Raw genomic sequence first — 9,129 nt, 5'->3', positions numbered from 1 at the left:
GAAAACTGGATAAACAATTATCCTAAGAAAATACTAGGCTATAAATCTCCTAAAGATGTTTTACTAAATGGCTAACTTGCACTTGAAATTTAGCTAGTAGAAACAAGCTCAAAAAAATCGCCCTAAAGGGCGAAAAAACTTGACAAATCGCTTGTTATACTACCTATAACAAGGCTTGACTTACCAGCCAAGCCTTTCCTAAATGGTAAAAAAAGGAGAATAATATGGCAACGAAGAAGTTGGTTAAGGGGACAGCTCTCGGTGTGGCAGCTCTAAGCACCTTTGCGGTAGCAAGTGGTGTTCAAGCAGAAGAAACGACAAGTACAGAGCTTACAACCTCTAGCACAAGCACTCAGACAGCTACAGTAAGCACAACAAACATCCAGACGGTTCAGGGTGTTACGGTGGTTGATGGGACTGCGATTGTGACGGAGACACCGTCTGAAGAGACGGTTAATCAAGCAGCAGAGATTAAGACTGCGGCTGACCAAGCTGTGACTGACCAAACTGGTGTAGTGGCTAGCGCCACTCAAGCAGAAGGTGCTGCTCAAGACACCGTTAATCAAGCTCAAACTGCAGTTGATGAAGCACAAGCTACCAAAGACCAAGCAACTGATGAAAACATTGCAGCAGCACAAGCTGCTGTTGATGGTACAAGTTCAGAAATTGCGAGTCAAGAAGCAGCTGCTAGCGCAGCGTCTCAAGCCACAAGTGCAGCAGAAGCTGAAAGTGCTACTGCTCAAGGAGTGGTTGATAAGGATAATGCTGCAATTGAAAGCCAACAAGCTAAAGTTAACGAAGCTCAAACGACTGTTGATGAAGCACAATCTACTCTTGACGGTACAAATAGCGCTTCAGTTATTGCAGAGCGTGACGCTGCACAAACAGCCTTGACAGCTGCCCAATCAGCAGAAAACCAAGCTCAAACGGCTCTCAAAGAGGCTCAAGAAGCTGATGCAGCTAATCAAGCAACCCTTGAAGAAGCTCAAAAAGAAGCTGATGCTAAACAAGAAGTTGCTAACCAAACAGCAAGCGACTTGACAGCGGCAGAAATTGCAGCCAAAACAGCTTCAACAGAATTGACAAACGCTAACACAGCGGTAGCTAATGCGCAAGCAGCCCTTAACGGCACAGGTAGCGCCCAAATCATCGCTGAACGTGATGACGCACAAACATCTCTCACAAAAGCACAAGCTGATGAAGTCGCAGCTCAAACAGCTCTCAAAGAAGCCCAAGCGTCAGACGCTAACAAAGCCGCAACTATCAAGACGCTAACTGACACCTTGGCAACTCAACAAGCAACAGCCACTCAAACAGCAGCAGCCAACACAGTCTCAGCCCTCGAGGCACAAACGAACACTACACTCAGTGTACCAACATTGTCTCAAGCAGTTATTGATGCGTATAAAGCATTTGTATCAACAACTAAAGGTACAACAGCTTATGATGAAGCAAAAGATGACCTTTTGGACGCTTATGTAAATGATACATCTAACTCAGGAACAATTGTAACTCCTGTCGATAATACAGTTGTTAACGCATCTAGTTTGACTGAAGCTCAAACAATTGCCTTGTCTCAATACTACTTGTATGTTACAAATGCAATCCGTAAACAAATCTGGGGTGAAAACACACCTAACTATGTTTTGACAACAGACGCAGTTTCAGCAATTCGTACAATCGCTGCTAACTATGCTTCAGAAAACAACAATACTGGTAACCACAGTCGTACAGCCTTGAACAATGATGGAAACGATAATGTATCATGGAATACTGAAAACATTGGTTTCCTTAACAGTAAATCAACAACAATGACTGCACTCTATCAAAATATTTTCAACTCAGCTCTTGGAATGTTTGATAGTGACTACAACCAAGACTATGCTCACCTTACAAATGAATATGGTAAAGTTGCCCCAGCTGTAAGTAGCACAACAGGTCAATTTATGAAGAGTGCTGCATTAACACTTAGTGTAACATCTGGTGGAACAGTTCGTATGCACATGATTCACTTCCTAGACCAACGTGTATCAGGTCATACAATCACCAACCCATACGAATCAACTGACCTTTTAACCAAACTAGCTCAAGCCAAAGCAACCCTTGCAACAGCTCAAGCAGCTGCAACACAAGCTCAAACAGCTCTCACATCAGCACAACAAGCTGCCTCAAAAGCACAAGCTGCAGTTGCTGATACACAAGCTAAGTTGACAGCTCTTCAATCAGGCGACTTGACACCTGCTGCTCAAACAGCTCTCGCTCAAGCCACAGCTACACGTCAAGCAGCAGAAACACGCTTGACCGCAGCCCAAAAAGCAGTTGATAGCTTGACTGCTGATGTTGCAACGAAACAAGCAGCTCTTGCCCAAGCACAAGCACAACTTCGTGCAGAGCAAGACACCTTGGCAGACTTGCAAGCTCAAAAGGCAACTGATGAAGCCACTCTCAAAGAAGCTCAAGCCAAAGTTGATGCTCTCAAAGCTGAAGAAGCTAAGATTGCAGCAAGCCTCACATCACTCAAGGCACAACTTGAAGCCCAAAAGGCAACCTTGTCTAAACTTCAAAACGCAGACCAAGCCCTAGCAGATGCCAAAGCAACCCTCGCAGCATCTATCAAGGCTCATGACGAAGCCAAGGCAGTCCTAGATGCAGAAGTAGCCAAACTCAACGCTCTGCTCAAAGACCAAAAAGACGCTAAGGCTCAGTATAATGTGGTTAAAGCGGCTTATGAGCAGGCACAATTAGCTGAACAGAAGAAAGCTATCCTTGCAGCAGGTGGAACACCAGTAGCCATCACAGACGAGGCAGGGAATATTGTCGGCTACATTGACGGCAATCAGACCGTAGGTACAAACCTAAAACCAGTGACATACAGCCGAGTAGCAAGAGCCCAAAGTCTCCCAGAGACAGGCTCGCAAGAAAGCCTGCTTGCCCTCTTTGGTTATGCAGTGTTTGGTATGATGGGACTAGGTTATAGAGGAAAACGTAGAAGAGGATAATAATGACTGATAAACAAACTATTAACGATTACAACCGTGAAGAACTGATTGATATTTTGAAATATCTCTATGTGCAAGGAAGTGAGAGCGTTTCACTTTCTTCGCAAATTCAATCAGCGGAGAATAGTTATAGACAAAGCCGTACAGCTGAAGCGTTAAAGGATAAGCGTTCTAAACGCTCTAAAATCGCAAAGAGACTTGCTGTTGTAGTTGGATTGTTTTTTATGTTTATTGATATATATCCTACTACTGATTTTTTTGTTAGTATAGGTGTGCGATTTGAAGTTTTCGTTTTTTCTTGGGTTGTATCTTGGGGTCTATTTAATCTAGTGCTTTGGTTTTTTGGGTTCAGTGATTTGAAAGAGTCGGAAAAAATTACTCTAAATCAACAGATAAATGATGAAATTAAACAACAAGGTGATATCAATCGTCTTAAACAAGCTCAGAGAGAATTGAATTCGGATAGCTTGTTTAGTTATTATATAAGCTTAATTCCACAAAATTTTGCCAATCTGACCGATTTCTCAGGTATGCTTGTTCTTTTACATGATTTCCGTGCAACTAATTTCCAAGAAGCAGCAAATCTCTGGCGTACAGAACAACATCAACAAGCTGTCTCTCAGCAACAGAAGAAAATGGCACAACAATTGCAACAAAGCAATGCACAAATCGCCCAACTTCGTGACCAAGCCCAACGTCTCCAAAGGGGGCAAGCAGCGACTCAAGATGCAGCTGCTCGTGCTAATGCACAGACAGCAAAAGTTAATGAAAAACTTGGGAATATGGAACGCTATGGCGTCCGTGCAACAATTCGTAGATAAGAACAGACCCCACAGGCTAGAAGTTTGTGGGGTTCATTTGAAAAAAGACGGATTATTGGATTTTATTGTATAATAATTACAGGAAATAATTATCTTAGGAGAAATAAGAATGAAGAAGAAACTGATGACAGTGTTATCGTTGACATTATCTGCAAGTCTATTGGTTGCTTGTGGTCAGTCCAAAAAGAGCGAAGAAAAATCGTCACAGACCTCACAGACGACAGAGACGACTACAACAACGGAAAAAGTGAAGACTGACGAAACGCAATATGAAACAGTTCTTGAAACTTACCGCTCTGCTATTGCCAACAAGGCGACTAGTGAGAGTGTCAATAGTTTGATTGCTTCTTATGGCAGTGGTATGGTTTCAGCGACTTATGATTTTGATAAAAATGGTGTCAATGAGTTGGTTATTGCATCAAATAGTTATGGTGCGATTTCTATTTTTGACATCTATACAATCAATTCTGAAAATAAATTGGTTCGTTTAACCAATGCTGAGAATAAACTGAATATGATTGGTGAGCGAATGACACTAACACCACGTGAAGACGGTACGTTCTTCTATCATGGAAGTGGGGGAGCTAATACAGGCGGAAATGCTATCTATACTTTTGCGAAAGATGGAGCATCTTTGGAAAAAACAGCAGAGGTTTCTTATGATTTTTCCGTTTCTGAAGGCTATACAGATGAGAAGACAGGACAAGTTTATTCGAAAGATGAGTATCAAGCAAAATTTGAAGCAAGTCCAGCTCTTGACCTCAAAACGTGGACGTGGACAAGTTTAACACAGCCATCTAGTTCTACTACCTCAGCTAAAACTGAAACAAAGAGAATGGACGTGGATGCTATCGTTTCAGGTGATTACTCAAGTGTTGCAGGTACATGGTCAAGAGCAGATTATAGCATGACTTTTGATGTAAATGGTTTAGCAGTAGAAGGTGTTACTTTGACGCCTACTAAGCTGGCAAATGGAGCAGTCCGTATCAATGTTGCTACTCCAGCATCTGGTTATCTGATTTATATGATTCCAGCAGGGGTTTCAGTGGATGCTACGGATGCTTCTGATACCACTAAAGACCGTATGTGGTCAGGTCAAAATGAAGTCTTTAGTGACCCATCAGGTTTCTTCTATAAACAATAGGAAGGAATTCCTGATACAAATGAGTGCACATAAAAAGGAGCTTCGAGATGAAGTTCCTTTTTCTATATCCGATTAACTGACGTGTATTGAATGTCTGCTTCACTTTGATAATTATTAAATATTATGCTCTACAATTCTTTTAATATTTTATCAAATAATTCTTCTAATTTTCCTAAATCTCCATAGACTGTTCCATCCATATAAAGGTTGTAAACTTCATCATCTTGTTCCACTCGTATTTGTGCAGAATAGCCTTTTGCAAGTGCTAGTGAGCGAATAACTTCCCTTTGGGTTCGACCGTTTCCTTCACGGAAAGGGTGAAAATAATTAAGGTTATCAAGTATTTTTGCTAGAGATTTAATTATGTTATCTTTTGAATTATCTATTTGGTAATAAGAATGAATGAGGTGATTTATATAAGTTTCTGCCGTATCAAAAGATTGTATTGGCATAAAGGCATTCTCACTTTTTGAGATATTAACCTTACGATATTGTCCTGCCCAAATATAGACATCTTGAAAAAGATATTTGTGGATAGATAAAATATCACGAATAGAATGAATGTCAATTGGTTTTAAGCGCAAATCAGCAAGTCGCCTAGTAACTAATAAATGCTCATTTCGATATGCTTTTTCAGGATTTGTAATATTTTGCTTGTTGATTAAAACAGGGGAATTTGGGTAAGTATATTGATTTTCTGGGTCAATATACTTATAATTTTCATACTGCTTTTTAACCAATATTCAATTCCTTTCGTTTATTGATAACATAGGCTTTTAAATCAATTATATCTTGGACAGTCGGTTCATAATTTTCAATCATTGAGGAACCGATAGCATACCAAACAGTATCGAAATCAGAAAAGTTATCAAAGGGAACACCTAGAATGGTTAATTTTTCTTTATTTACTTCAAGAGTCATGGTAATCCTCCTTTTGTTTCATTATATTCTATTATATCACAATCTATTGTATCATGTTCATCAGTCGTAGCCACTATGAGTGACAGTTGGAAAAATAGTGGTGTGAACTTTTTGGTATAATTTAGCTCAATTCAGTGATTTTTAGGGGAAAATTCACACCATTCAGATGAAATTAGTTGAAATCGATTGAAATAGCGCTTTCAAAAAAGCGTGGAAATGCCTGATATTAAAGGTTTTTGAAATTTAGTCAAACAAAAGTTGTTCAAACCAGGTCTTAAAAAAGCTCGTAAAGCTTCACAATTCTCAAAACGTTAATCAAAAGATTATACGATTTATGGAACACCCATTTGGGTTTTCTTTTTTTCCCTCCAAGTCATCTTTCTTGTCTTTTATGGGTAGTCATATTATGATGGGTACTATAGTTAGTAGTTTGGCTAGTCAATTAGTGGTAGCTTAAGGTCTGAAAGAATTGCAGGCTGCTTACTATCAGATGAAGAAATTTGAAATTGCTCCACTGGAACGCTTTTTCAAGTAAGCTGAGGTTTATTTGAGGCTTTTGTGGTAGAATGGTTACACATGTAACATTATAGGAGGTTCTTATGCTCTGGTCACTTATTATCGGTGCCTTGATTGGTATGATTGCAGGTTCCATCACTAATCGTGGTTATAAAATGGGTTGTTTAACAAATATTTTAGCTGGGCTTATTGGTTCAGCGGTTGGTCAATCTCTCTTTGGGTCTTGGGGACCTAGTTTAGCTGGAATGGCGCTTTTGCCGTCAATCGCTGGCGCAGTTATCGTGGTTGCGGTAGTGTCCTTCTTCTTGGAAAACTAAGTCATGGATATCAGACTGACGCAATCATCAGGCAATTGGCAGCTAGATGCTGTTAAAATCTTGTCAGCTTCAAAAGAGCAAATCTGGGATCTTTTAACAACTAGTCAGGGACTAGCGAGCTGGTTTCCGCAGCTATCTTGGACGGACCAGGGCTGGCTCTTTACCATGCCTGAACGAGAACTTGTCTTTTCTGCCATAGAGAAAAGGGATCAGGAGTTTCTACAGATAGCTTGGGATCAGGCAGTTTTGACTTTTGAGCTTTTGGAAAATGGCTTGCGCTTTAAAGAAGTCATTCCCTGCGACTACCAGTCAGACTACTCAGATGCCAAGAAAGATATGGCAGGTTGGCTGACGCAGTTAGAAGTTATCGCCTCACTCCTGTCTGGACAGTCTATGGATTCAGTAGCAGACAGAGTTGCCTACTGGGAGACTTATTTATCTAAAATGATGTGAGAGTGGATGTGAAATCAACTCTCTTTTGTCTGTCTTTAATTCGTTTATGGTAAGATATTTTCAAAATTGCTCTGCTATTTCCGAGAAAAAACGAACCTTTTATCCAGTTTTGTATAGAATTTTCTGTATTTTTATGATAGAATAATGGAAATTATAAACAATGGAGGCTTCTCATGAAAGCGATTATTACAGTAGTTGGTAAGGATAGAACAGGTATCGTAGCAGGCGTTTCTGCTAAGATTGCTGAGTTGGGACTCAATATTGATGATATTTCACAGACTGTTTTGGATGAGTTTTTTACCATGATGGCAGTTGTGTCTAGTGATGAGAAGAAGGATTTCACAGCTCTTCGTTCAGATCTAGAGGCTTTCGGTCAAACCTTGAATGTTAAAATCAACATTCAAAGCTCTGCTATTTTTGACGCTATGCACAACTTGTAAGAGGAGAAGTCTTGATGGATATTAGACAAGTAACTGAAACCATTGCCATGATCGAGGAGCAAAACTTCGATGTGCGTACCATTACGATGGGGATTTCTCTTCTGGACTGTATCGATCCAGACATCGATCGTGCGGCTGAGAAGGTCTACAATAAAATCGTTGAAAAGGGTCGTAACTTGGTTGCGGTCGGTGAGGAAATCTCGGCTGAGCTGGGTATTCCTATCGTTAACAAACGTGTGTCTGTAACGCCGATTGCCATTATCGGTGCAGCGACTGACGCTGACAACTATGTTCCTCTTGCCAAAGCACTTGACCGTGCTGCTAAGGAAATCGGTGTCAACTTTATCGGTGGTTTTTCTGCCTTGGTACAAAAGGGTTACCAAAAAGGGGATGACATTCTTATCAATTCTATTCCACAAGCCTTGGCTGAAACTGATTTTGTCTGCTCTTCTGTTAATATCGGTTCAACCAAGACTGGTATCAATATGACTGCAGTCCGTGACATGGGTCGCATCATCAAAGAAGCATCTGAACTTGATCCTATGGGACCAGGGAAATTGGTTGTCTTTGCGAATGCGGTTGAGGACAATCCTTTCATGGCAGGTGCCTTCCACGGTGTCGGTGAAGCTGATGTGGTTATCAATGTCGGCGTCTCTGGGCCAGGTGTGGTTCAGCGTGCGGTTGAAAAAGTAGCTGGTCAGAGCTTTGATGTCTTGGCTGAAACCGTTAAGAAAACAGCTTTCAAGATCACTCGTGTTGGTCAATTGGTTGGTCAGATGGCGTCAGAACGTTTGGGTGTTGAATTTGGTATTGTTGACCTTTCATTGGCACCAACTCCAGCAGTAGGGGACTCTGTTGCTCGTGTCTTGGAAGCTATGGGTCTTGAAGTTGTTGGTACTCATGGAACAACAGCTGCGCTTGCTCTTCTCAATGATGCTGTCAAAAAAGGTGGTATCATGGCATGTAACCAAGTTGGTGGCTTGTCAGGTGCCTTCATTCCTGTATCAGAAGACGAGGGAATGATTGCGGCAGTTCAATCTGGTCACATCAATCTTGAAAAATTGGAAGCCATGACGGCTATCTGTTCTGTTGGTTTGGACATGATTGCCATTCCAGCTGATACACCTGATACAACTATCGCTGCCATGATTGCAGACGAAGCTGCCATCGGTGTTATCAATCAAAAAACAACAGCTGTGCGTATCATCCCTTACGGTCAAGTTGGTGATATGCTAGAACTGGGTGGTCTCTTGGGATATGCCCCAGTTATGAAGGTCAATAATGCTTCATCAGCAGACTTCATTGCGCGTGGTGGACAAATCCCAGCACCAGTACACAGCTTTAAAAACTAGAACGAAAGGTTGGAAGTATTCCAGCCTTTTTTCTAGTATGACATTTTCTTTAAGTTGGTTGATTTTTAGGATGTTAGTGTAAAATAATACTCGGTAAATCGTTTACAGGTTTTCAAAACGAAAAAAGTCCTATATCCTAGGAAATGCAAAAAAAGTAACCTAGAAG

9 protein-coding genes are annotated in these 9,129 nt (G+C 40.9%); 7 read left to right on the top strand and 2 right to left on the bottom strand.

Annotated elements, in window-relative coordinates:
• The first annotated feature begins 224 nt into the window (after positions 1 to 224).
• The 3 genes from JOC28_RS09915 (at position 225) to JOC28_RS09905 (ending at position 4,964) form a co-directional block, all read left to right on the top strand.
• Positions 225 to 2,999 carry an SEC10/PgrA surface exclusion domain-containing protein gene (locus tag JOC28_RS09915; RefSeq protein WP_205010529.1) on the top strand — a complete coding sequence of 925 codons (2,775 nt, stop codon included), beginning with the start codon at positions 225 to 227 and terminating at the stop codon, positions 2,997 to 2,999.
• 2 nt (positions 3,000 to 3,001) lie between these two features.
• Positions 3,002 to 3,820, top strand: coding sequence for a hypothetical protein (locus JOC28_RS09910; RefSeq protein WP_205010528.1), 819 nt, complete (start codon positions 3,002 to 3,004; stop codon positions 3,818 to 3,820).
• 109 nt (positions 3,821 to 3,929) lie between these two features.
• Positions 3,930 to 4,964 carry a DUF6287 domain-containing protein gene (locus JOC28_RS09905; protein ID WP_205010527.1) on the top strand — a complete coding sequence of 345 codons (1,035 nt, stop codon included), beginning with the start codon at positions 3,930 to 3,932 and terminating at the stop codon, positions 4,962 to 4,964.
• 128 nt (positions 4,965 to 5,092) lie between these two features.
• On the opposite strand, the gene JOC28_RS09900 is transcribed toward JOC28_RS09905, so the two are convergent.
• Complete coding sequence (locus JOC28_RS09900) at positions 5,093 to 5,704, bottom strand: Fic/DOC family protein (protein WP_205010526.1); 612 nt, start codon at positions 5,702 to 5,704, stop codon at positions 5,093 to 5,095.
• Positions 5,697 to 5,885, bottom strand: coding sequence for a hypothetical protein (locus JOC28_RS09895; protein ID WP_205010525.1), 189 nt, complete (start codon positions 5,883 to 5,885; stop codon positions 5,697 to 5,699). Before JOC28_RS09895 ends, JOC28_RS09900 begins: the two co-directional genes overlap by 8 nt.
• 599 nt (positions 5,886 to 6,484) lie before the next feature.
• Between JOC28_RS09895 and JOC28_RS09890 the strand changes: the two genes are divergently transcribed.
• The 4 genes from JOC28_RS09890 (at position 6,485) to JOC28_RS09875 (ending at position 8,963) form a co-directional block, all read left to right on the top strand.
• Positions 6,485 to 6,718 (top strand): GlsB/YeaQ/YmgE family stress response membrane protein, encoded by a 234-nt coding sequence (locus JOC28_RS09890; protein WP_205010524.1) that lies wholly within the window; start codon positions 6,485 to 6,487, stop codon positions 6,716 to 6,718.
• A gap of 3 nt (positions 6,719 to 6,721) precedes the next feature.
• Positions 6,722 to 7,171, top strand: coding sequence for an SRPBCC family protein (locus tag JOC28_RS09885; RefSeq protein ID WP_205010523.1), 450 nt, complete (start codon positions 6,722 to 6,724; stop codon positions 7,169 to 7,171).
• A 173-nt stretch (positions 7,172 to 7,344) separates the two neighbouring features.
• Entirely contained in the window at positions 7,345 to 7,611 is a 267-nt protein-coding gene (locus JOC28_RS09880) for an ACT domain-containing protein (RefSeq protein WP_205010522.1), read from the top strand.
• A 14-nt stretch (positions 7,612 to 7,625) separates the two neighbouring features.
• A complete protein-coding gene (locus JOC28_RS09875; protein ID WP_205010521.1) occupies positions 7,626 to 8,963 on the top strand; it encodes a PFL family protein in 1,338 nt (445 codons plus the stop codon).
• Positions 8,964 to 9,129: the final 166 nt, after the last annotated feature.

This window comes from Streptococcus loxodontisalivarius (genome assembly GCF_016908645.1).
In the GTDB taxonomy this organism is placed as follows: domain Bacteria; phylum Bacillota; class Bacilli; order Lactobacillales; family Streptococcaceae; genus Streptococcus; species Streptococcus loxodontisalivarius.
This window is presented reverse-complemented; position numbering and strand designations above follow the sequence as displayed.